Source organism: Aeromonas veronii, from assembly GCF_040215105.1.
Lineage (GTDB): Bacteria > Pseudomonadota > Gammaproteobacteria > Enterobacterales > Aeromonadaceae > Aeromonas > Aeromonas veronii_G.
The window spans coordinates 3,771,998-3,791,824 of the sequence record NZ_CP157875.1 but is presented as its reverse complement, the minus strand read 5'-3'; the positions used below and the strand labels follow the sequence as shown (position 1 = coordinate 3,791,824).

Genomic DNA, 19,827 nt, shown 5'->3' with positions numbered 1-19,827 from the left:
GCACTGGCTTGATGGGGCCATTATGGGGAGGGGGCTCATTTAAATCAATTATTCGCTTTACTTAATGGATCAACTCACCCCAGTATAAATAAATAAATAACTTTATTTAATGAGGCGGACATGGAAGGAATCAAGACGCAGGCCACCCTCTGGGTACTGGTGATGACGGTGACCCTGGCGGTGGCGGGCTTCAGTCTACCCTCCCCGGTGCTGGCGCCCCTGATGCTGGATCCGGCCCAGGGCATGCTGGATCCGGAGGCGTCGGACTGGAGTCGCAAGGTGTGGCTCGGCGTCATCATGGGGCTCTACCCCCTGTTCCAGCTGCTGGGCGCCCCCTGGCTCGGCAAGCTGTCAGACCGTTATGGCCGCAAGCCGGTGCTGACCCTCTGCCTCATCGGGGTGCTGGCGGGCTATGCCCTGATGGCGCTTGGCATCGCCTGGCGCTCCCTGCCGCTGCTCCTGCTGAGCCGGGTGCTCGAAGGCTTCTTCAACGGCGACATCGCCATCGTCCAGGCCATGGCGGCGGATCTGAGCACCCCCAAGACCAAGGCGCGCAACTTCGCCAGGATCAACATCGGCATGAACCTCGGCTGGGTGCTGGGTCCCATGATCGGGGGCTATGCCGCGGTGATCTCCGGGGATTACAGCCTGGCGGCCTGGCTGGCGGTAGCCATGACGGCGGTCAACCTGCTGCTGATCCTCTGGCTCATCCCCAACCGGCCACCAGTAGCGACCACGGAGACGCTGGTGCCGCTCTCGACCCGCCAGCTGCTGTTGCAACCCCGGCTGCTGCCCTACTTCGTACTGACCCTGTTGAGCTATGGTGCGGTGCAGCTCTACTTCACCTACTTCAACGTCTGGTTGGTGGAGCGGCTGGCCTGGGATCCGGTGCAACTGGCCCAGGCGGCCGTGCTGGTGAGCGTACCCATGATGCTGGGCTCCTGGCTCGGGGAGTTGCTGGCCCGTCACTGGCGCGGCAGCACGCTGGGGATCGTCGGTCATCTGGTGATGGCGGCGGGTATGTTGATGTTCGTGTTGCCGAGCCAGTGGTGGGGGCTGGCGCTCACCTTCATCCCGGCCGGCATCGGCATGAGTCTGGGGGAGCTGGCGACCTCGGTCGCCGTCTCCAACCGCAGCCATGCCAGCCAGCAGGGGCAGGCGATGGGGCTCTATCGCGGGCTGGCGGTGGGCAGCGAGATCCTGGCGGTGGTGGTGGGCAGCGTCGTGCTGCTGGCGGGGACCCAGTGGCCCTTCTATCTGGCGACCCTGTGCGGGGTGATCTGTGCTCTCGGTTTCTACGGGTTGCGCCGGGCGGCTGACCGGGGAGCGCAGGTAGACACGGCGGTCGAGTCTGGTTGATCCCGGGCCCGGGTGGATCACAAATTGGCGCAGACGGGGCAGGGGAGGCTTGCATCGGGGCGCCGACTCTGGGACGGTATGGCTCTTTGACCCCTTACCCCTGTCGCCCGGCCACTCTGCTCTCACCTTGCGCCTCGCGATACTCAGACTCTGGAGGTGATATGAGCGAGTTTAAAGCGATTGCGTTGGACATGGACGGTACTTTGTTGACCCGGGATCATCAGGTCTCGCCCGCGACCCGGGCCGCCCTGAGCGAGGCCCGTGCGAGGGGCATCAAGGTGCTGCTGGTGACGGGGCGCCACTTCATGACGGCGCGCCCCTTCCACCACGAGCTGGCCCTCGACACCCCCATCATCTGCAGCAACGGCGCCTACCTCTATGATCCGGTGCAAGACCGCATCCTGGCGGGGGATCCTCTGGCGGTCGGGCCGCTGCGGGCCCTGCTGGCCGAGGTCGAGAGTCAGCAGATGGAGGCGCAGTTTCACCTGAGCGATGGCATCGGCTACATCGGCTGCGAGGATTATGTGGCCAGGATCCAGCGCAGATCCGACAACCTACCCGATCACCTCAAGATCTCCCTGCTGCCGGCGGACGATCTCGAACCCTGGCTGCAGGCCCCCATCTGGAAGCTGGAGTTGTTCAACCAGGATCCGGGCCGCCTGCACCGCTTCGTGGGGGAAGTGGTGCAGGGCATGCCCTTTACCCAGGACTGGGCGGCCCCCTACGCGGTGGAGCTGGTGCAACCCGGTTGCAGCAAGGGCAACCGGTTGGCCCAGTGGGCGGCGAGCGAGGGCATCGCCATGGAAAACGTGGTGGCCTTTGGGGACAACAACAACGACATCAGCATGTTCGAGCAGGTGGGGCTGGCGGTGGCCATGGGCAATGCGGCGCCCCAGATCCAGGCCCACGCCCACAAGGTCACTGCGGATCACAACGAAGACGGCATCGCCCTGGCGCTGCAGCGCTGGGTTCTGGCCTGAGCGGGATTTTGCCCTGAACAGGGGGTGAGTCCCGCCGGATGGCGGGGCTCCGAGGGGATCAACTGCCGAAGGAGAACTGGATCACCCGATCCGGGAAGCGGATACGGTTGTACTCCCGTCGCACTCCCTCGTAGTGGCGGATGGCCCGCTCGCGCTGGGCACGATAGTAGTCCCGCTGCTTGGCGTCGTTCTCGGCGCGGATCTGCTGATCCAGCTGGTAGATATTTCGCTCGGTGCGCTCCAGCTCCTGCTGCAGATCGCCGAGGCGCTCGGCCAGCAGGAACTCCTTGCGACCCCGTTCGAACTGGGTGAGGAAGGTCGTATCGTTGGGGCAGACGCCCAGGTACTCGTTCCCCTCCTTGCCCTTGCTGTAGGCAAGTTCGGGGATGCAGTAGAGCTCCAGCCCCTTGGTGTAGCCCCGCAGCCATTCCGCCTCGTCCACCTTGAGGCCATACTCCCCGCAGGTCTTGCTGTAGCCGGCGCTGGCCGCCCGGGTCTTGCCCTCGGTGCCATCCTGATAGCCCTGGTTGTACCAGCTCATGGCACGGCACTCCTCTTCTGAGAACGAACTGCAACCGGCGAGCAGCAGGGTCAGGATTGGCAACAACATCCTTGGGGACATGGCAGGGCTCCGAATGTAAAAGTGCAGGCATTCTAGAGAGGAAGCCTGAGCGGGACAAGGGGCCGTCATCATCCCGGGCAAGCCTGGATGTCATGATATTTTTGTCAGTATTTTCAGTCTGTTATCAACCCATGTCGGGCAACCTTTCCTTGCCGGGGGAGGCAGGGTAAACTGCGCCTACTTTTAACTGGCGCGTAACAAAAATAATGAAAGTCCTGACCGTTGATTACCGTTCCCCCGATGCGGCCGAGCGTTTCACCGAATCCCTGCGTACCACCGGCTTCGGGGTGCTGACCAACCACCCCATCCCCAAGGAGCTGGTGCAGTCCATCTATGACAACTGGTATCGCTTCTTCATGAGCGAGCAGAAGCACGACTTCCTGTTCAACCGCGAGACCCAGGACGGCTACTTCCCGCCCTCCGTCTCCGAGGTGGCCAAGGGCAACAGCCAGAAGGACATCAAAGAGTACTTCCACCTCTATCCCTGGGGCCAGATGCCGGCAGAGTTGAAGGATCAGGCGATGGAGTACTACGCCCTCGCCAACAACCTGGCCGCCGAGCTGCTGGGCTGGGTGGAGCAGTACACCCCGGCGGATATCGCCGCCCACTACAGCGCCCCCCTCTCCTCCATGATCGAAGAGAGCCACAAGACCCTGCTGCGGGTGCTGCACTATCCGCCGTTCGACGGCACCGAGGCGCCGGGGGCCATCCGCGCCGCCGCCCACGAGGACATCAACCTGCTCACCATACTGCCCGCGTCCAACGAGCCGGGCCTGCAGGTGAAGGGCTCCGATGGGGAGTGGATGGACGTGCCCTGCGACTTTGGCACCCTGATCATCAACATCGGTGACATGCTGCAGGAGGCCTCCCACGGCTACTACCCCTCCACCACCCATCGGGTGATCAACCCGACCGGTGGCAGCGTCAGCAAATCCCGCATCTCCTTGCCGCTGTTCCTGCACCCGCGCCCGGACGTGGTGCTCTCCGAACGCCACACCGCCCACAGTTACCTGATGGAGCGGCTGCGGGAGCTGGGGGTCATCTAGTCCCGCGCCGTTCCCAGAGAATGCAAAACCGGAGCAAACAGGCTCCGGTTTTTGTTTTATGGCACGAATGGATGCTAAACCGAAGATTATTAGTCATTGCTGCTAATAAGTCGGTTTTAAGCCAGAGATACGACGAGTGATTGCGAGGGGGGCGGCGTAATCTGTGCGCCATGAGGGGTCCAACTGGCGGGCCCTTAGATTGGAGTTCTTATGAAGCAGTCCCAATGGTCATCCCGGCTCGGTTATATTCTGGCCGCCGCGGGTTCCGCGGTCGGTCTCGGCGCCATCTGGAAGTTCCCCTATGTCACCGCCGCCAACGGCGGTGGCGCCTTCCTGCTGGTGTTTCTCGTGTTCAGTTTCACCCTGGGGGTGGCGGTGCTGATGGGGGAGACCCTGCTCGGCAGCCTGACCCGGCGCGGCGCCGTGGGGGCTTTCGGTACGCTTCTGGGCAAGCGCTGGCGCTGGGTCGGCGCCATGGGGCTCTTGTGCAGCCTGCTCATCTACTGCTTCTACAGCGTGGTGGGGGGCTGGACCCTGGGTTACACCGGCATGGCCCTGGCGGGGGATCTGCAACAGGGTGATGGCGCTGCCCTCACCGCCCGTTTCAACGACTACGTCGGCGATCCCCTCTGGCCCGTGCTGACCCACCTGCTGTTCGCGGGCCTCACCTGGTGGTTCGTGCAGGGGGGCGTGCAAAAAGGGGTGGAGCGCACCCTGCGCTGGATGATGCCGGCCCTCTTCATCATGATGCTGCTGTTGGTGTCCTTCGGCCTGAGCCTGCCCAACGCCATGGCAGGGGTGCGCCACTTCCTGATGCCGGACTTCAGCAAGCTCGGCATGTCCGGGGTGCTGGACGCCCTGGGACTGGCCTTCTTCTCCCTCTCCATCGGCCTTGGTATCCATACGACCTATGGCGCCTACCTGCCGAGCAGCGAGGGGGTGGGACGCTCCAGCCTCTGGGTGGTGCTCTTGGCGAGCCTCATCGCCGTGCTGGCGGGGTTGATGATCTTCCCGGTGCTGGCGGCGACCGGCATCGATCCCGCCTCGGGTCCCGGCCTCACCTTCATGACCATGCCGGCGGTGTTCCAGCAGCTGCCGTTCGGCCAGGGGCTGGCGGTGATCTTCTTCGCCCTGCTGGTGGTGGCGGCGCTCTCCTCGTCCATCTCCTTGCTGGAGCACCTGCAGTGCTTCCTGGTGGAGAGCTTCGGCTGGTCGCGCCGCGCGTCCTGCAACCTCATCACTGGGGTGGTGATGGCGGGGGGGATCCCGGTCAGCCTGTCGTTCGGCCCCTGGGCGAGCATCACCCTGTTTGGCAAGAACATCTTCGAGCTGCTGGACTTCGTCACCTCCAACCTGCTGATGCCCCTGTTCGGGCTGGCCCTCACCCTGCTGCTCGGCTGGAAGCTGGGCCGTCGTGCCTTGCCCGAGGGGCTGGCTCCCCACTGGCGTCGGCTGGTGATGGGTTGCTGGCGCTGGGTCGCCCCCCTGCTCATCGGCGGCATTCTGGTACGCGGCTTGATCTGAAGACGCAGGCCGGGGAGCAGGAGATCGTGCTCCTCGGCCAGCCGTCATTCCCCGGTGACCACTCGGTGCCGGGGTCTCTTTATCGACAGAATTGACTGTATATAAAGCACCATGAAGCTTTGATTTTGTGACTTTTTATTCTGATATTTTTTGTTTTGATTGTCTGATTGGCTGTATTGTGAGCTCGGATGGAGGATTAACTGTCAACATCTCTTGCCATGGTTTAGGCTGTGGCTCCGTTTCGTCGTGCAGGCCCTGTCCTTGATGTCACCCTCCAATCTTCCCTTTGGTCGATTTTTCCACTCTTCGGAGAGGTGACCTTGCACGCGCAGTTTGTCTGAATGTTCATTGCAAAGGTCGCCAGAGGCGGCCTTTTTGTTGTCCCGCATCGTGCGGCTACCCATGGAGTATCGAATGTTGTCTTGCCAGGAGGTTGTATGAGCCAGGTTCAATGGTCTTCCCGTCTTGGGCACGTGCTGGCGGCGGCCGGCACCGCCATCGGCCTTGGTGCCATCTGGAAGTTTCCCTATGTGACCGCCACCAACGGCGGTGGTGCCTTCCTGCTGGTGTTCCTGCTGTTCAGCTTCACCCTGGGGGTGGCGGTACTGGTGGGGGAGACCCTGCTCGGCAGCCGCAGCCAGCGCGGGGTACTCGGCGCCTTCAACAAGCTGATGGGGCCTAAATGGCGCTGGATGGGTTACATGGGGATACTGTGCGGCTTCTTCATCTACAGCTTCTACAGCGTGGTGGGGGGCTGGACCGTGGGCTATGCGGCGCTGGCGGTGGCGGGCAAGCTGAACCTGAGCGAGGGGTCTGCGCTGACCGCCCTGTTCAACGGTTACGTGAGTCACCCCTGGTGGCCGGCGCTGACCCATCTGGTGTTCGCCGGGCTCACCTGGTGGTTCGTGCAGGGGGGCATCCAGAAAGGGGTGGAACGGGCCCTGCGCTGGATGATGCCGGCGCTCTTCATCATGATGCTGCTGCTGGTGGCGGTGGGCCTCTCCATGCCGGGCTCCCTGGCCGGGGTGCGCCAGCTGTTGCTGCCGGACTTCTCCATGCTCACCGGCCAGAGCGTGCTGGATGCCCTGGGACTCGCCTTCTTCTCCCTTTCCATCGGCCTGGGGGTGCATACCACCTATGGTGCCTATCTGCCCAATAGCGACGGCGTGCTGCGTTCCGGCGTCTGGGTGGTGACCCTGGCGAGCCTCATCTCGGTGCTGGCGGGGCTGATGATCTTCCCGGCGCTGGCTTCCACCGGCATAGACCCTACCGCGGGCCCCGGCCTCACCTTCATGACCATGCCCGCCGTGTTCAACCACCTGCCGTTTGGCCAGGGGCTGGCGGTGGTCTTCTTCCTGCTGCTGCTGGTGGCGGCGCTCTCCTCCTCCATCTCCATGCTGGAGCACCTGGTGCGCTTCACCACCGAGGAGTGGGGCTGGTCACGGCGCGGCGCCTGCCGGGTGCTGACCCTGCTTATCATGGCATCCGGTATTCCGGTCAGCCTGTCGTTCGGCCCCTGGAGCGAGCTGACCCTGTTTGGCAAGACCATCTTCGATCTGCTGGACTACCTCACCTCCAACCTGATGATGCCGCTGTTCGGCCTGGTGCTGACCCTGCTGCTGGGCTGGCGCCTCGGGGACAGCATCTTGCCCACCGATCTCTCACCCGTGCTGCGGGCCTGCCTGCTCTGGTGCTGGCGACTGGTGGCGCCGCTGCTCATCACCGGCATCCTGGTACGAGGGATCCTCTAGCAAGCGGGGAGTGATAAAACGAGAGGGGTTGGCCATGGGCCAACCCCTCTTTGCATCGGGCGCGGTTTATTGCAGCCCCGGCCCCTTGGCGGAGAAGGGGCAATCGGCCTGCTGGATGAGGCGTTGGCCCTGATGGCCTTCCCGCTGCCAGTGCAGATCGAGCTGACCGAGGCGGCCGAGGTGGCGCAGTTCGAACTCGTAGCGCAGGCAGGGATTGTCTGTGGGTAGCGCCTTCATGCTCGCCGGCAGCTGGTAGCGGTAGCGCAGCAGGGGACCATCTTGCAGCGCGATCTCTGCAGGCACCAGCCCCTCTGCCGTGGCCGCGGGGGCCTTGAGGTAGTCCCGCAGGGCGGCAGGGGCGTCGATGGCCTTCTGGTAGTGGAGCCCGTTCATGGCCGCCAGCTCCTCTTCCAGCCGCTCCAGTTCCCCTTCCAGGCCGGTGACGGCCCGGCTCAGCTGTTGATGGGCCGGGGAGGCGCAGCCTCCCAGCAGCAGGGCGGTGAGCAGCAAGGTGGTGCGGGAGGGGGACATGGGTGCTCCTTGGGCTGAAACGGCCACTGACTATAGCAGGGGATTGGTCGGCGGCGTGCCCCGCAGCAGACCGGCCAGCCGCTCAAGACCCTCGGCGACGCGGGCCTCGGTGGCCGGTTGGCTGAGGCTCAGGCGTACCCCTTGCGGCGCGGCAAACTGGCCCGCGGCGAAGTGCTCTCCGCTGGCAACCCCGACGTCAAGGGCGTTGGCGGCCTCCACGAACTCCTGGCTGCGCCAGGGCTCGGGCAGGGGCAGCCAGGCGTGCATGGAGCCTGGATGCCAACGGGCGCCCGGCAACAGGTGGCGAAGCAGCTCGCCCCGGCGCGCCAGGATCCGTCTCTGCTGCTCGATCAGCGGCATGATCTGGTGCTGGCTCACCAGCTTGCAGGCGAGCTCGATGAGCAGCGGGCTCACCATCCAGCTCGACAACCGCATGGCCTGGGCGAAGGCGTTGCGAAGGGGAGGGGGCGTCAGTACGAAGCCGACCCGCAGGCCGCCGCAGGCGATCTTGGCCAGGCTGCCGAGGTAGATGACCCGCTCCGGCGCCAGATTGACCAATGGCGGAAGGCTGGTCTCCGGCAGCAGGCCGTTGACGTCATCTTCGATGATCAGCAGATCGTGGCGGCGGGCGATGGCGACGATGGCCTCGCGCCTGGCCAGGCTCATCACCGCCGTGGTGGGGTTTTGCAGGGTAGGGGTGAGATAGAGCAACTTGGCTCGGCGCTGGCGGCAGGCCGCGTCGAGGGCGGCCGGGATCAGCCCCTCCTCGTCGAGCGGCAGGCCCACCACCTGGTTCTTCAACTGGCGGGCATTGCCCAGCATGCCCGGGTAGCTGAGCCCCTCGCACAAGATGGTCTCCCCCACGCAGCCTGTGGCCATGAGGGAGAGCATGATGCCGTGCTGGGCGCCGTGGCTGAACAGCAGGTGATCCTCCCGGCACTGGACTCCCAGGGCCGTGAGCCAGTCGACGAACAGCTGGCGCTGCTCCTGGCGACCCGCCTCCTTGTCATAGCCGAGCAGGGCGTTGAGATCCCCGTTCGCCAACTCCAGCAGCATGGGCTTGATGATGGCGGCTCTGTCCAGCGGGATCGGCAGATTCTGCCACAGCTCGATGCGCTGATTGTCTTCGTTGCGGATCACCCACTCGTTGACCGGATCCACCAGCCCCCTGACCCAGGTGCCGTGGCCGACCCGGGCCGCCAGCAGGCCACGGCGCTCGGCTTCCGAGTAGGCACGGGTGATGGTGCCGACCGTGACCCCGAGCTGGTCAGCCAGGGCCCTGTGGGTCGGCAGTCGGGTCTCGGGGGCCAGGGTGCCGTCGTGAATGGCCTGCTCTATGGCCTTGACCAGTTTCAGATAGAGGGGGCCCTCGAAGCTGTCGAGGTGGGGTGTCCAGATTGTCATGGTGACAATAAATCCATTGATCGGCGAATTGTCTCAATATAGCGTGATTGTTACCCACCGCACAACGCTATATGACACATTGTATCGATACAATGTGGTTCAAGGAGAGAAGACAATGACCATTGAATGGTATGCCACCCTGTTTGGCTTTGCCCTGTTGACCTGTGGTACGCCGGGGCCCAACAACCTGATGCTGACTGCGGCCGGAGCCAACTTCGGCGTGCGCCGCACCCTGCCCCATCTGATCGGGGTCGTGATCGGCCAGCCGGTGCTGCAACTGGTGCTGGCCCTTGGCTTCTACCCGCTGTTCGAGCGCTGGCCCCTGCTCAAGATGAGCCTGCAGGTGCTGGGCAGCCTCTATCTGCTCTGGCTCGCCTGGCGCATCGCCGTCGCCGGTGCTCCCGGTGATCCCGCCAGGCGCTCCCGGCCGCTGACCCTGCTGGAAGGGCTCGGCTTTCAGTTCCTCAATCCCAAGGCCTGGATGATGGGGATCTCCGCTATAAGCCTGTTCAGCCTGCCGGGCAGTGATTACTGGCCGAGCCTGTGGGGCATCATGTCGGTCTTCCCCATGGCGGGACTGCCGGTTTGCTTCGCCTGGGTGCTGTTTGGCCATCAACTCAGCCGCTGGATCAATTCTGACAAGGGCTGGCGCCGCCTCAACGGCAGCCTGGGTGCCCTGACGGCGCTCTGTGTGGTGATGCTCTGGTATTAATGATTGTTTGGTTTTTTATGCGAAGAAAATGCATCGGTGAGCTTGTGGTCGGGGGGCGGCCTCTGCATATTAAGAGGCTTGCCGTAACACATCGAGGTTGAGATGGATCTGAACTGGTTGCTTCCCCTGGCGGGCTTTGCCCTGATCACCTGTGGTACCCCGGGGCCGAACAACATGCTGCTCACCAGCGCCGGTGCCGCCCAGGGTTTTCGCCGCTCCCTGCCCCTGTTGGTGGGAGTGGTCGGCGGCATCAACCTGATGATCCTGGCCATGGCGCTGGGGCTCGGTGTGGTGTTCGAGAAGCTGCCGCTATTGCACGATGGGTTGAAGGTCGTCGGTTCGGCCTATCTGCTCTGGCTGGCCTGGAAGGTGGCTACCGCCAACGGGCCGGCGGAAGGCAACCGGCCGCTCATCCCGGCCCATCAGGGGGCCATGCTGCAACTGCTCAACCCCAAGGCCTGGATGATGGCGCTCTCCGCCATCAGCGGCTTCACCCTGGCGGGAGAGGCCTACTGGCCGTCCGCCAGCTGGGTGCTCGCCATCTTCTTCGTGACCGGCCTCTATACCGGTGCCTTCTGGGTATTGTTTGGCGCCCAGGTACGCCGCCTCATCCGCACCGCCCAAGGCTGGCGTTGTTTCAACCTTGGCATGGGGATCGCCACGGCGGCCTGCGTGCTGATGATCTGGATTTAGGTCCTCGGACCAACCCCTCTGTCTTGTTGGCCCTTCGGGGCCTTTTTTATCGACGGGTGGTGCATGGTCATCATTCCCTCGCAGGAGCAAGGATGAAATGTATCGGTCTGTTGGGTGGCATGAGCTGGGAGTCCACCGTCAGTTACTATCAGGCGCTCAATCGGGGTGTGCGGGCGCGCCTCGGGGGCTTGCACTCCGCCAGGGTGCTGCTCAACAGCGTCGACTTTGCCGAGATAGAGCGGTTGCAGCACGCCGGTGACTGGCCGGCCACCGCCCGCCTGCTGAGTGCCGCCGCCCGGGACTTGCAGGCGGGAGGCGCGGATTGTCTGCTGATCGGCACCAATACCATGCACAAGGTGGCTCCCGAGATAGCCGCCGCCATCGGGATCCCGCTGCTGCATATCGCCGATGCCACCGCCAAACGGCTGGTGGCGGACGGGGTGACGCGAGTGGGCCTGCTCGGTACCCGCTTCACCATGGAGCAGGATTTCTACAAGGGGCGGCTGACCGAGTCGTTCGGGTTGGAAGTGTTGGTCCCGCCCGAGGCCGAGCAAGAGCGGGTACATCGCATCATCTATGACGAGCTTTGCCTGGGTCGGGTGCTTGACGCATCGCGGGCCGAGTACCTGGCGATCATCGCCGGATTGGCGCAGGCGGGGGCCCAGGCGGTGATCCTGGGCTGCACCGAGATTGCCTTGCTGGTGGGAGATGCCAAGGCCGCTGTGCCCCTCTACGACACCACCGCCATTCACGCCGAGGCGGCGGTGGAGTGGGCGCTGGCCTGAGAACCTGCCCGCGATCTTGCTGCGAGGCCGTGATCAAGGCTCATGCGCTGCTCGGAATCCTCATGTATCTCTATACACTCAGGTTCCTGCGCTGCTCTTTACCTTGCTGACGACCTCTCGCGACAGCTCGTAGACCGGTTCTGAGGCGTTGCCGTGTGGGGATATCGCAGCGAGAAGAGCATAAAAAAGAGGCGCCGATGCGCCTCTTTCTGTTGTCGGGACAAGTCTTTGCTTATACCTGGCCCTGCTTGTACATGACTGTACTCAGACGTGGCTGTACATCGCCTCGATCTCGCTCTGGTACTTGGCTTCGATGATCTTGCGGCGCAGCTTCATGGTGGGGGTGATCTCCCCCAGCTCCATGGAGAAGGCGCTCGGCAGCAGGGTGAATTTCTTCACCTGTTCGAACTTGGCCAGCTCCTGCTGCAGCTCGTGAATGCGTGATTCGAAGAACTCCACCACCCGGGAGTGGCGCAGCAGCTCGGTCTTGCACTGGTACTGCAGGTTGATGGAGCGGGCGTACTCTTCCAGCGACTCGAAGCAGGGCACGATCAGCGCCGACACGAAGTGGCGGGCGTCGGCGACGATGGCGATCTGCTCGATGAAGCGATCCTTGCCCAGCGTTCCTTCCACCAGCTGGGGCGCCACGTACTTGCCGTTGGAGGTCTTCATCAGTTCTTTCAGGCGCTCGGTGAAGTAGATGTTGCCGTTGGCATCCAGCTCGCCCGCATCGCCGGTGCGCAGGAAGCCATCTTCGGTCATCACCTCGGCCGTGGCCTCCGGCTTGTTGTAGTAGCCGCGCATCACGGTGGGGGAGCGTACCAGCAGCTCGTTGTTCTCACCGAGTTTCACCTCGATGCCGCGCAGGGCGGTACCGATGGAGCCGAGCTGGAACTGGCTATCCTCGTAGCAGCAGACGGTGGCCGTGGTCTCGGTCATGCCGTAGCCATATTTCAGGTTGAGCCCCATGGCCTGGAAGAAGAGGTTCACGTCGTCGGCGAGACGGGCACCGGCCACCGGCAGGAAGCGGGTACGGCCGCCAAAGCGGGCCCGCAGCTTGCGAAACACCAGCCGCTCCGCCAGGGCAAGCTGGAGATAGAGCAGGGGGGAGGCGGACTTGCCCGCCTGGCGGGTGGCAACCATCTGCTTGCCGACCCGGGTGGCCCAGCCAAACAGGGTGCGGCGCAGGCGCGGCGCCTGGGCGACCTTGGCCTGGATCATGGCGTAGGCCTTCTCGTAGAGGCGCGGCACGGCGCACATCACGGTCGGTTGTACCTCGCCGATGACATCCATCACCTTCTGGGGGTCGCGTATGTAGACGTTCTCGGCGCCGCAATAGAGCACGTAGTAGGTCCAGGCACGCTCGAATACGTGGCTGAGCGGCAGCATGCACAGGGAGACGTCCTGCTCGCCGAGATCCAGCCGGCTGTCGTGCATCTCGAAACAGGCGGCGATGTTGGCAAAATCGAGCATGACCCCCTTGGGTTCGCCCGTAGTGCCCGAGGTGTAGATGAGGGTCAGCAGGTCATCCATGCGGTACTGCTGCTCGCGTAGCCGCAGCTCCTGCTCGCTGGGCTGATGGTTGCCCGATGAGAGGAAGGTCTGGAAGTGGCTGGCCTGCTCGCAGCCGCGCAGATCGACGCTGCCGTCCAGGGAGACGATCTGGCTGATCTCACCCGCGTTCAGCAGGTGGAGGGCCTGATCGAACTGGGGCTGCTCGCCGACGAACAGCACCTTGATACCGGCATCTTTGACGATGTAGCGCAGCTGATCCAGGGTGCTGGTGGGGTAGATGGGCACGCTGACGCCGCGGGCGGCCAGGATGCCGAGATCGGCCTGGGTCCACTCCGGCATGTTGCGGGCATAGATGCCGACCATCTCGGTGGGCTGGTGGCCGGCGCGGATCAGGGCCTGGGCACAATAGTCCATGGCCTGACCCAGAGTACGCCAGCCGATGGCACGCCATTGTCCATCCTGCTGGACGCGCAGGGCGGCCTTGTTGCCAAGGCGGGCAATGCGTTCACGCATCAGTCGAACCAGATGAAACTGCGACATCGTCAATCATCCTCACATAACAGTTGTACGCCCGCAGGGGGCTTTCAAAACCGGGCTGGAGTTTAAACTCTACTATTACAGCTTACAAGTGTTCGCCGTTTGTCCTAGATCACAAAGTCGTCAAGTCGATAGGACTCAGGCATGATGGGATCTGGGTCCGGATACGGTCAGGGAGGGGAGCTATGAGTATCAATATCAAGAGCCTCATCACGGGCACCTTGCTGGTTCTGGCGGGGGCGGGCGGCCTCTGGTATGCCCTGGGCGGGCCGACGGGGGAGGACAATCCCTGGCTGAGCGGCGCCGAGGGGTATGAGCAGGGTCAGGCGCGGGCGCTGCAAACCGGTTATCCCCTGCTCTATGTGATAGAGAGCGCCAAGTGCCGACGCTGCACCCGGCTGGATGCCCGCCTGTGGCAGGATCCCGGGATGCAATCCACCCTGGCCGAGCTGGTGAAGGTGCGCCTCAATCCGGATGCGGGGGATGGCAGCGCCCACATACTGCGCCGCTTCCCCAAGGTGGCGACGCCCCCCGGTGTCTACCTCCAGCGCCCCGGCGAGTCCCTGCGACCCGTCAACATAGACGTGAAGGAGCAGCTGATCTGGATGCCCGGCGTCACCTATGCGCGGGGCTTCTTCATGCCGCTCTCCGCCGAAGGTTTCGACGCCGTGGTACGGGTGACCTTGAGCCTCGAGGACAGTGCCATCGACAATGCCTCCCTGCCCTGAGGGACGCCGGACGGGGGAGGATGAGTGGCCGATGGGGAAGGGGGCCGAGGGTGTCCGGGCCTTAGCCGAAGTCGAACAGACGGGACATCAGCACGGCATCTTCCCGGTCAGGGCCGGTGCCGTAGTAGTCGGCGCGCCGGCAATACTCGGCAAAGCCCTCGCTCTCGTAGAGGCCGATGGCGGTGGTGTTGCCGGCCCTCACCTCCAGAAACCAGGCTTCCGCCTGCTGGGACTTGCTGCGGGCGAGGTACTCCCGAAGCAGTGCCCGTCCCAGCCCCTTGCCCTGAAAGTCAGGGTGCACGCAGATGTTCATCAACGAACTGTCTCCCGCCACCAGATCCGAGATGTAGAAACCCGCCGGGCGATCATTTACCAGCATCAGACCGTTGAGGTAGCGGGGCCCGAAGCAGGAGAGCAGGTTGGCCTGGCTCCATGGCTCCTTGTGGGCGGCCTGCTCGATGGGGTAGATGAGCGCAAAGTCGCTCTCCAGCAGGGGGCGAAAGCGGGGGCTGAGGTCAGACATGATGACTCCGGGCAGAACCCGGGCTTGCGCGGGAACGCAGGCCGGGGTGAAGAGGAAAAGGGTTGGGGCGCTGCGGGCCGGTCAGCCAGGCAGATGCTGGCGGCACTGTTGCCAGAGGGCGCGCTTGTGGGCCGCATCGGGTTTTATCGGGCAGACCAGGGCATCGGGCCAGCGGGCGTCCGGCGCCGTCAGCCAAAGCAGGGGCGGGGTGAGCCCGTCCGGCAGCGCAGCGATGAGCGAGACGTCCTTCACATCGAGGCCGAGCAGTTGGCAGAGATCTCCCAAGAGGGCCGGGACGGGCAGGGTGTCGGCCAGCAGCCAGAGCTTGCCGCTCGGGGCGGGGACGGCCACCGTGTCGAGAACGATGTCGTCCGGCTGATGGGGCGTATCCTCCGGGCCCTTCGTCTCACCCAGCAGGGCCGGGGCTCTGAGTTGCCAGCTCTGTATGCCCATCCGGGTCAGGATACGCTGACGCAGCGGGTCCAGCAGGGGATCTTGCATGGGGAAGGCTCGCTCTTGATCTGCATTGGGGTAATTTCTGATGCGCAGAGTACACTCTCGCGGCCCCTGCTGCACCCATTTGCAACTAGATGTGCGCCGCCAGGATCGCTATGTTAATCAGGTATCCCGGCCAGATGCGGCGGGGATGCACAACCAGACAGACCAACAGCGTGGGGCGGGGCCAGAGGCCGGCCGACGTCACCACGGATGATGAGCCAGCTTCGGAAGCCCTGCCTATGTCCTCTCTCGCCCAGAATACAGTTCGTACCGCCCCCATCCATGAGCGCCTGCCCAGGTTGCTGGCCGCCCTCGGGGAAGGGCTGTACGAGCGGCAGGATGCCTTGCGGCTCGGGTTGCTGGCGGCGCTGTCCGGTGAGAGCGTCTTCCTGCTGGGCCCCCCCGGCATCGCCAAGAGCCTGATCGCCCGGCGCCTCAAGCTGGCCTTTCACGATGCCCGCCATTTCGAATACCTGATGACCCGCTTCAGCACCCCTGAGGAGGTGTTCGGCCCCCTCTCCATCCAGGCGCTGAAGGAAGATGGCAAGTACCTGCGCCTGACCCAGGGCTACCTGCCGGAGGCCGAGGTGGTGTTCCTCGACGAGATCTGGAAGGCGGGCCCGGCCATCCTCAACACCCTGCTCACCGCCATCAACGAACGGCAGTTTCGCAACGGCGACAGCCAGCACCCTATTCCCATGCGCCTGCTGGTGACCGCTTCCAACGAATTGCCCGCGCCGGACAGCGGTCTGGAGGCGCTCTATGACCGCATGCTGGTGCGGATCTGGATGGACAGGGTGCAGGAGAAGTCCAACTTCCAGGCCATGCTGGCGAGCGATGGCCACTCGGGGCAGAACCTGCCCCCCTCGGTGCAGATCCACGGCGAGGAGTACCAGGCCTGGCAAGGGCAGATCGAGCAGGTGCGCCTGCCGGATGCCTGCTTCGAGCTCATCTATCAGCTGCGCCAGCAGCTCGACAGCCAGCTCGGCCACGGCTGCTATGTGTCGGATCGGCGCTGGAAGAAGGCCGTCAGGCTCATCAAGGCGAGCGCCTTCTTCAACGGCCGCGACGAGGTGGCCCCGCTGGATCTGCTGCTGTTCAAGGATTGCCTCTGGCACGACGAGGCTTCCCGCACCGCCCTGCTGGAGATGATCGGCGAGTTTTCCCGTCTCTACGGCTATCAGCAGCTCGCCATGACCCGCCAGCTGCTGACCCTGCGCGAGCAGTTCAAACAGCTGAGGGGGGCCGTGGCCCAGCGCCTCGGCTGCAAGGCGGTCAAGCGCAAGCAGTGGTTCGGTCGCCGCGCCCGCGGCACCCAGCTGCCCCTGCTCAACGCCAAGCCGTTCGGCAAGCAGGTGCATTTCCACCTGCTCACCCCGGCACCGCTCGATGGCGGGGATCCGGAACGGCTGACCGAGACCCTCACCTTCGATCGCACCCTGCTCTCCCACTGGCATCCCACCGGTGAGGCCCTGGTAGGTTGGCAGCTCGGCAACCCCAAGGAGGGTCACTACGAGCTGGTGCTCGATGATTCGCTGCGACTCCATGTGCTGGATATCCAGCGCCAACCCGTGGCCCTGGTGCTGGTGGAGCGCACCCCCATCCCGGCGCTGGTGGTCGAGCCCTGGCAGGGGGAGCTCGATGAGCTGGTCAATCAGGTGGGCCGGGTGCAGCAGAGCCTCAAGGGGCAGCGGGCCCTGTTCGATCGCCACCAGCAGCATCTGTTTATCGGGCCCCACTGGTTGCAGCAGGTGGAAGACAGCTTCTTCGTGCTGAACCGGGATCTGGATGTGCTGCGCGGCGAGCTGCTGCAGTGGCGCGAGCGCCTGCCCGGGCTGGATAGCTGATGGCTGGTCGTGCTGAAAAGACAACATTTGACGAACAAAACATGATGTCAATTATCATGTGGCAGCATGATGTTTGCCCATCATCCCGGGTGGAGAGCGCCTTATGCTAGAGATCGGCATGATGGATCTCGGGCTCCTCATCGGGGAGGGGGAGCTGGCGGGGGAGATGGCGCTCCTGCTGGCCTCTGCCCCCAAGATCTCCGAGTTTCTCAAGCGCTCCCCCCTGCAGGGCAAGCTGCTCAAGAAACGCATCCAGCACTGGAGCGAGCAGCTCGGCGAGGAGATGCGCCACAAGCAGGTGCCGGTCGCGCTGGAGCGCGAGTACCTCCTCTATCAGGCTCATCGCCAACTCCCGCTGCCCGAGCTGGTGGGCAGGCTGCCCGCCCTGCTGGAGGCGCTGGATCAACACAGCCCCTTCGCTGGCGATGCCCGCAGCCTGGCTCGCCAGATAGTGGCGCAGCCAACCGAGGGGCTGCGCCAGCTGTTCGTGGAAAAATGGCGCTCTAGCCTGGTGGGCAGCCTGTTGCAGCTGCAGCAGCAGATCGCCGAGGCGGAACGGGAGAAACAGCGTCAGGAGATAGAGGATCAGCTGCTGGCGAACCGCACCCTGGCCGATGCACTGGATCCGCACCAGATCTCGGCAGGGGGGCTCTGGGATCTGGCCCAGGGCAGCTGGCACAAGCGCAGCCTGGTGTTGGTCAAGCAGTATGCCCGCATGTTGCAGCGCGAGCCCCTGCTGACCGAGATCGCCGCCCTGCTCGGGCGCAGCGAGCGGGACAGGCGCACCGACGCCCAGGCCTTGCCGCCGGTACCCGTGCACGAACTCGAAGAGGTGCAGACCGACGATGTGCCGGACGATCTGGTGGGGGTGCATCCGGCCAGCGACCTGATGCGCTTGCTGCCGAGCGAGGCGGTGATGCTGGCGCTGCCGGAGCTGGAGCTGGAATTCTATCGCCGCTACCTGGAGCGGCGGCTGCTGAGTTATCAGTCGCGGGGCACCTTGCCGCGCCAGCGGCTGATGCTGCGAACCCCGCAGCAGGGTGGACAGGAGGTGCAACCACGAGGCCCCTTCATCGTCTGCGTGGATACCTCGGGCTCCATGGGGGGCTACCCCGAGGAGTGCGCCAAGGCGCTGTTCCTGGCGCTGCTCAAGCTGGCCATGGACGAAAAGCGGGGCTGCTATCTCATGTTATTTTCTACCGAGGTGGCGACCCTGGAGATCACCGCCGATACCGGGCTGGACAAGGCGGAGCGCTTCCTCTCCATGAGTTTTCACGGCGGCACCGATCTGGTGCCCTGTCTCGAGCAGGCCTTGGCCCAGCTGGATCAGCCGGATTTTGCCAAGGCGGATGTGCTGGTGATTTCCGACTTCATCGCCCAGAACCTGCCTCACACTCTGCTGGACAAGATGAACGTGAGACGCAGGCAGGAGACCCGCTTCCACGCCGTCGCCATGTCCCGCCACGCCAAGCAGGCGATCCTGCGGGTGTTCGACAACAGCTGGCTGCTCGACTGCGGCCTGCGCGGCCGTCTGCTCAGGCGCTGGCAGCGCAACTGAGGCTCATACCGGTTTGCGCCCGTCAGCGAGACAAGGGGTGGTGGTGCAGCCCCCGTTCGTTGACCTGCTCCTGATCCAGCAGGGGCTGGCCGCTCGGCTGGGCGATGTGAAAGCCGTGCTTGCCCCCACGCTTGACCTGATACATGGCCTGATCCGCCCGGGCCAGGGCGCTGCTGAAATCATCCTGTGGCCGGATGGCCGCTATCCCCATGCTGAGCCCCACGCTCGCCTCCCCGTTGGACAGCTCGAACGGGGTGGCGATGGCGTTGACGCACTGGCGGGCCAGGTGGCTGGTGCGGGGATCCTCGCTCGGCCAGGGCAGCAGCAGCACGAACTCGTCCCCACCTATCCGGCCAAGGGTCACCGTCTCATCGCAGCACTGTTTCAGGCGCTGGCTGAGGGCGATCAGCAGCTCGTCACCGGCGCGGTGTCCCAGGTTGTCGTTCACCTGTTTGAAGTCGTCGAGATCGATGAAGCAGATGGTCTGATGGCTCTGGGGGAAGTGGCGCTGCAGGGCGGTGCGATTGAGCAGACCGGTGAGGGGATCCCGATGGGCGAGGCGGGCGAGCTGGTGCTCGTACTCCTTCTCGTGGGTAATGTCGATGTGGGTGCCCATCACCCGGATGGGGTTGCCAGCGTCATCCCGCTCCACCACCCGGCCCCTGTCCAGCACCCAGGTGACCTTGCCATCCTTGGCCAGCATCCGATGCATCACCTGATAGAAGGGGCTCTTGCCCGCCAGGTGATCGAAGAAGGCTTGCAGCACCCGCTCCCGGTCTTCCGGGTGCAGGTGGTCGCGCCAGACGTCGAAGTGGGCGGAGAGCTCCTTGGGCTGGTAGCCCAGCATGGATCCCCAGCGCCGGTTGAAGATGACGAGCTTGCCGCTCGGCACATGGTTCTGCCAGATGCACAGACCGGTGCCGTCCATGGCGGCATCCAGCTTCTCCCTGGCATCGTCGGCAATCCGCTTCAGGCGCTCGTTTTCCAGCAACAACTTGTCATAGGCCGCCTGCAGCTCCTCGTGGCTCATCATCCTTTCATCCCTCATCTGAACCCGCCTATAGTCGATGCAGAATTTTCTTCTGTAAAGAATGAGATAATGCCATTTTCTGGAATATGCGCTGGGCATCTCGCCCGCACCCGTGCTGGGCGTGGGCGGTGAGGATGGATATGATTGGGGCAATGGGCGCATTGTCCGCGCCATCGAATGGGGA

At 64.1% G+C, this 19,827-nt stretch carries 18 protein-coding genes; 11 read left to right on the top strand and 7 right to left on the bottom strand.

The features are described from left to right. Positions 1 to 120: 120 nt before the first annotated feature. Together ABNP46_RS17385 and ABNP46_RS17380 are read left to right on the top strand one after the other, a co-directional pair. Positions 121 to 1,359 (top strand): MFS transporter, encoded by a 1,239-nt coding sequence (locus ABNP46_RS17385; protein WP_349919501.1) that lies wholly within the window; start codon positions 121 to 123, stop codon positions 1,357 to 1,359. 161 nt (positions 1,360 to 1,520) lie between these two features. After that, on the top strand, positions 1,521 to 2,339 hold the full coding sequence (locus ABNP46_RS17380; protein WP_349919500.1) for a Cof-type HAD-IIB family hydrolase: 819 nt from the start codon (positions 1,521 to 1,523) through the stop codon (positions 2,337 to 2,339). Positions 2,340 to 2,397: 58 nt separating this feature from the next. Here ABNP46_RS17380 and ABNP46_RS17375 read toward each other — a convergent pair whose 3' ends face one another. Next, positions 2,398 to 2,961 carry a DUF2799 domain-containing protein gene (locus ABNP46_RS17375; protein WP_349919498.1) on the bottom strand — a complete coding sequence of 188 codons (564 nt, stop codon included), beginning with the start codon at positions 2,959 to 2,961 and terminating at the stop codon, positions 2,398 to 2,400. A 206-nt stretch (positions 2,962 to 3,167) separates the two neighbouring features. Between ABNP46_RS17375 and ABNP46_RS17370 the strand changes: the two genes are divergently transcribed. The 3 genes from ABNP46_RS17370 to ABNP46_RS17360 all read left to right on the top strand — a co-directional run bounded on the left by ABNP46_RS17370 (position 3,168) and on the right by ABNP46_RS17360 (position 7,282). Next, positions 3,168 to 4,007: an isopenicillin N synthase family dioxygenase gene (locus tag ABNP46_RS17370; protein ID WP_349919497.1), complete on the top strand. Its 840-nt coding sequence runs from the start codon at positions 3,168 to 3,170 to the stop codon at positions 4,005 to 4,007. 210 nt (positions 4,008 to 4,217) lie between these two features. Next, entirely contained in the window at positions 4,218 to 5,531 is a 1,314-nt protein-coding gene (locus ABNP46_RS17365) for a sodium-dependent transporter (protein ID WP_349919496.1), read from the top strand. 437 nt (positions 5,532 to 5,968) lie between these two features. Continuing rightward, positions 5,969 to 7,282: a sodium-dependent transporter gene (locus tag ABNP46_RS17360; protein WP_349919494.1), complete on the top strand. Its 1,314-nt coding sequence runs from the start codon at positions 5,969 to 5,971 to the stop codon at positions 7,280 to 7,282. 66 nt (positions 7,283 to 7,348) lie between these two features. On the opposite strand, the gene ABNP46_RS17355 is transcribed toward ABNP46_RS17360, so the two are convergent. Further along, positions 7,349 to 7,813: a hypothetical protein gene (locus ABNP46_RS17355; RefSeq protein WP_349919492.1), complete on the bottom strand. Its 465-nt coding sequence runs from the start codon at positions 7,811 to 7,813 to the stop codon at positions 7,349 to 7,351. A gap of 30 nt (positions 7,814 to 7,843) precedes the next feature. Then, entirely contained in the window at positions 7,844 to 9,217 is a 1,374-nt protein-coding gene (locus ABNP46_RS17350; protein WP_349919490.1) for a PLP-dependent aminotransferase family protein, read from the bottom strand. A 115-nt stretch (positions 9,218 to 9,332) separates the two neighbouring features. Between ABNP46_RS17350 and ABNP46_RS17345 the strand changes: the two genes are divergently transcribed. From ABNP46_RS17345 to ABNP46_RS17335, 3 genes are all read left to right on the top strand, one after another. Then, positions 9,333 to 9,929: a LysE family translocator gene (locus ABNP46_RS17345; RefSeq protein WP_349919489.1), complete on the top strand. Its 597-nt coding sequence runs from the start codon at positions 9,333 to 9,335 to the stop codon at positions 9,927 to 9,929. A 102-nt stretch (positions 9,930 to 10,031) separates the two neighbouring features. Beyond that, complete coding sequence (locus tag ABNP46_RS17340) at positions 10,032 to 10,622, top strand: LysE family translocator (protein ID WP_349919488.1); 591 nt, start codon at positions 10,032 to 10,034, stop codon at positions 10,620 to 10,622. A gap of 92 nt (positions 10,623 to 10,714) precedes the next feature. Beyond that, entirely contained in the window at positions 10,715 to 11,407 is a 693-nt protein-coding gene (locus ABNP46_RS17335) for an aspartate/glutamate racemase family protein (RefSeq protein WP_349919487.1), read from the top strand. Positions 11,408 to 11,671: 264 nt separating this feature from the next. On the opposite strand, the gene ABNP46_RS17330 is transcribed toward ABNP46_RS17335, so the two are convergent. Continuing rightward, positions 11,672 to 13,462: an AMP-dependent synthetase/ligase gene (locus tag ABNP46_RS17330; protein ID WP_349919486.1), complete on the bottom strand. Its 1,791-nt coding sequence runs from the start codon at positions 13,460 to 13,462 to the stop codon at positions 11,672 to 11,674. Positions 13,463 to 13,644: 182 nt separating this feature from the next. Between ABNP46_RS17330 and ABNP46_RS17325 the strand changes: the two genes are divergently transcribed. Further along, the gene (locus tag ABNP46_RS17325) at positions 13,645 to 14,187 is read left to right on the top strand and encodes a thioredoxin family protein (protein ID WP_349919484.1); all 543 of its coding nucleotides are present in this window, start codon (positions 13,645 to 13,647) and stop codon (positions 14,185 to 14,187) included. A gap of 61 nt (positions 14,188 to 14,248) precedes the next feature. Here the strand turns inward: ABNP46_RS17325 and rimI are convergent, their stop codons facing one another. Both rimI and ABNP46_RS17315 read right to left on the bottom strand, forming a co-directional pair. Beyond that, positions 14,249 to 14,710, bottom strand: coding sequence for a ribosomal protein S18-alanine N-acetyltransferase (gene rimI / locus ABNP46_RS17320; RefSeq protein WP_349919482.1), 462 nt, complete (start codon positions 14,708 to 14,710; stop codon positions 14,249 to 14,251). A gap of 81 nt (positions 14,711 to 14,791) precedes the next feature. Beyond that, a complete protein-coding gene (locus tag ABNP46_RS17315) occupies positions 14,792 to 15,211 on the bottom strand; it encodes a DNA polymerase III subunit psi (RefSeq protein WP_349919481.1) in 420 nt (139 codons plus the stop codon). Positions 15,212 to 15,447: 236 nt separating this feature from the next. Between ABNP46_RS17315 and ABNP46_RS17310 the strand changes: the two genes are divergently transcribed. Further along, positions 15,448 to 17,055 carry an ATPase RavA domain-containing protein gene (locus ABNP46_RS17310; protein ID WP_349919480.1) on the top strand — a complete coding sequence of 536 codons (1,608 nt, stop codon included), beginning with the start codon at positions 15,448 to 15,450 and terminating at the stop codon, positions 17,053 to 17,055. Between the two features lie 103 nt (positions 17,056 to 17,158). Beyond that, the gene (gene viaA, locus ABNP46_RS17305) at positions 17,159 to 18,613 is read left to right on the top strand and encodes an ATPase RavA stimulator ViaA (RefSeq protein ID WP_349919478.1); all 1,455 of its coding nucleotides are present in this window, start codon (positions 17,159 to 17,161) and stop codon (positions 18,611 to 18,613) included. Positions 18,614 to 18,635: 22 nt separating this feature from the next. Here the strand turns inward: viaA and ABNP46_RS17300 are convergent, their stop codons facing one another. Beyond that, positions 18,636 to 19,643: a sensor domain-containing diguanylate cyclase gene (locus tag ABNP46_RS17300; protein ID WP_349922549.1), complete on the bottom strand. Its 1,008-nt coding sequence runs from the start codon at positions 19,641 to 19,643 to the stop codon at positions 18,636 to 18,638. Positions 19,644 to 19,827 lie beyond the last annotated feature (184 nt).

Coding starts and splice junctions, on each gene's coding strand:
- ABNP46_RS17385 (WP_349919501.1), top strand. CDS start 121: ATGGAAGGAATCAAGACGCAGGCCACCCTCTGGGTACTGGTGATGACG.
- ABNP46_RS17380 (WP_349919500.1), top strand. CDS start 1,521: ATGAGCGAGTTTAAAGCGATTGCGTTGGACATGGACGGTACTTTGTTG.
- ABNP46_RS17375 (WP_349919498.1), bottom strand. CDS start 2,961: ATGTCCCCAAGGATGTTGTTGCCAATCCTGACCCTGCTGCTCGCCGGT.
- ABNP46_RS17370 (WP_349919497.1), top strand. CDS start 3,168: ATGAAAGTCCTGACCGTTGATTACCGTTCCCCCGATGCGGCCGAGCGT.
- ABNP46_RS17365 (WP_349919496.1), top strand. CDS start 4,218: ATGAAGCAGTCCCAATGGTCATCCCGGCTCGGTTATATTCTGGCCGCC.
- ABNP46_RS17360 (WP_349919494.1), top strand. CDS start 5,969: ATGAGCCAGGTTCAATGGTCTTCCCGTCTTGGGCACGTGCTGGCGGCG.
- ABNP46_RS17355 (WP_349919492.1), bottom strand. CDS start 7,813: ATGTCCCCCTCCCGCACCACCTTGCTGCTCACCGCCCTGCTGCTGGGA.
- ABNP46_RS17350 (WP_349919490.1), bottom strand. CDS start 9,217: ATGACAATCTGGACACCCCACCTCGACAGCTTCGAGGGCCCCCTCTAT.
- ABNP46_RS17345 (WP_349919489.1), top strand. CDS start 9,333: ATGACCATTGAATGGTATGCCACCCTGTTTGGCTTTGCCCTGTTGACC.
- ABNP46_RS17340 (WP_349919488.1), top strand. CDS start 10,032: ATGGATCTGAACTGGTTGCTTCCCCTGGCGGGCTTTGCCCTGATCACC.
- ABNP46_RS17335 (WP_349919487.1), top strand. CDS start 10,715: ATGAAATGTATCGGTCTGTTGGGTGGCATGAGCTGGGAGTCCACCGTC.
- ABNP46_RS17330 (WP_349919486.1), bottom strand. CDS start 13,462: ATGTCGCAGTTTCATCTGGTTCGACTGATGCGTGAACGCATTGCCCGC.
- ABNP46_RS17325 (WP_349919484.1), top strand. CDS start 13,645: ATGAGTATCAATATCAAGAGCCTCATCACGGGCACCTTGCTGGTTCTG.
- rimI (WP_349919482.1), bottom strand. CDS start 14,710: ATGTCTGACCTCAGCCCCCGCTTTCGCCCCCTGCTGGAGAGCGACTTT.
- ABNP46_RS17315 (WP_349919481.1), bottom strand. CDS start 15,211: ATGCAAGATCCCCTGCTGGACCCGCTGCGTCAGCGTATCCTGACCCGG.
- ABNP46_RS17310 (WP_349919480.1), top strand. CDS start 15,448: ATGTCCTCTCTCGCCCAGAATACAGTTCGTACCGCCCCCATCCATGAG.
- viaA (WP_349919478.1), top strand. CDS start 17,159: ATGCTAGAGATCGGCATGATGGATCTCGGGCTCCTCATCGGGGAGGGG.
- ABNP46_RS17300 (WP_349922549.1), bottom strand. CDS start 19,643: ATGAGCCACGAGGAGCTGCAGGCGGCCTATGACAAGTTGTTGCTGGAA.